At 58.5% G+C, this 270-nt stretch carries 1 protein-coding gene; it reads right to left on the bottom strand.

The features are described from left to right. The coding region (locus ACX6XY_RS30315; protein WP_460337906.1) for a hypothetical protein at positions 1 to 270 on the bottom strand (270 nt) is incomplete at both ends.

The following is a 270-nucleotide window of genomic DNA, read 5'->3' as shown; positions in this document are numbered from 1 at the left end:
CGCCCTGCTTCACGCCAAGATATTGCAGAAGACCGAGCAAGCCACTCTTCTTGATGAGCGCATCGACCAACGCGTCGCCGTTGACGCCCTCGCGCTTGTACTGCCAGTAGTCACCGGCAGCCTTCGCCAGACGTTCGCGGTCGCGAGGCTTCGTGATGTCCATCTCTTTTTCGAGCTTGTTCGTGATGAACTCGACGAACTTGCCCTTGTTGCCCGCGATGTCGCTGTCCTCGTTGGTCAGCTCATCGTTGATCGCCTTCTGCGTCGCAC

The sequence above is a fragment of the Streptomyces sp. O3 genome, assembly GCF_054788135.1.
This window is presented reverse-complemented; position numbering and strand designations above follow the sequence as displayed.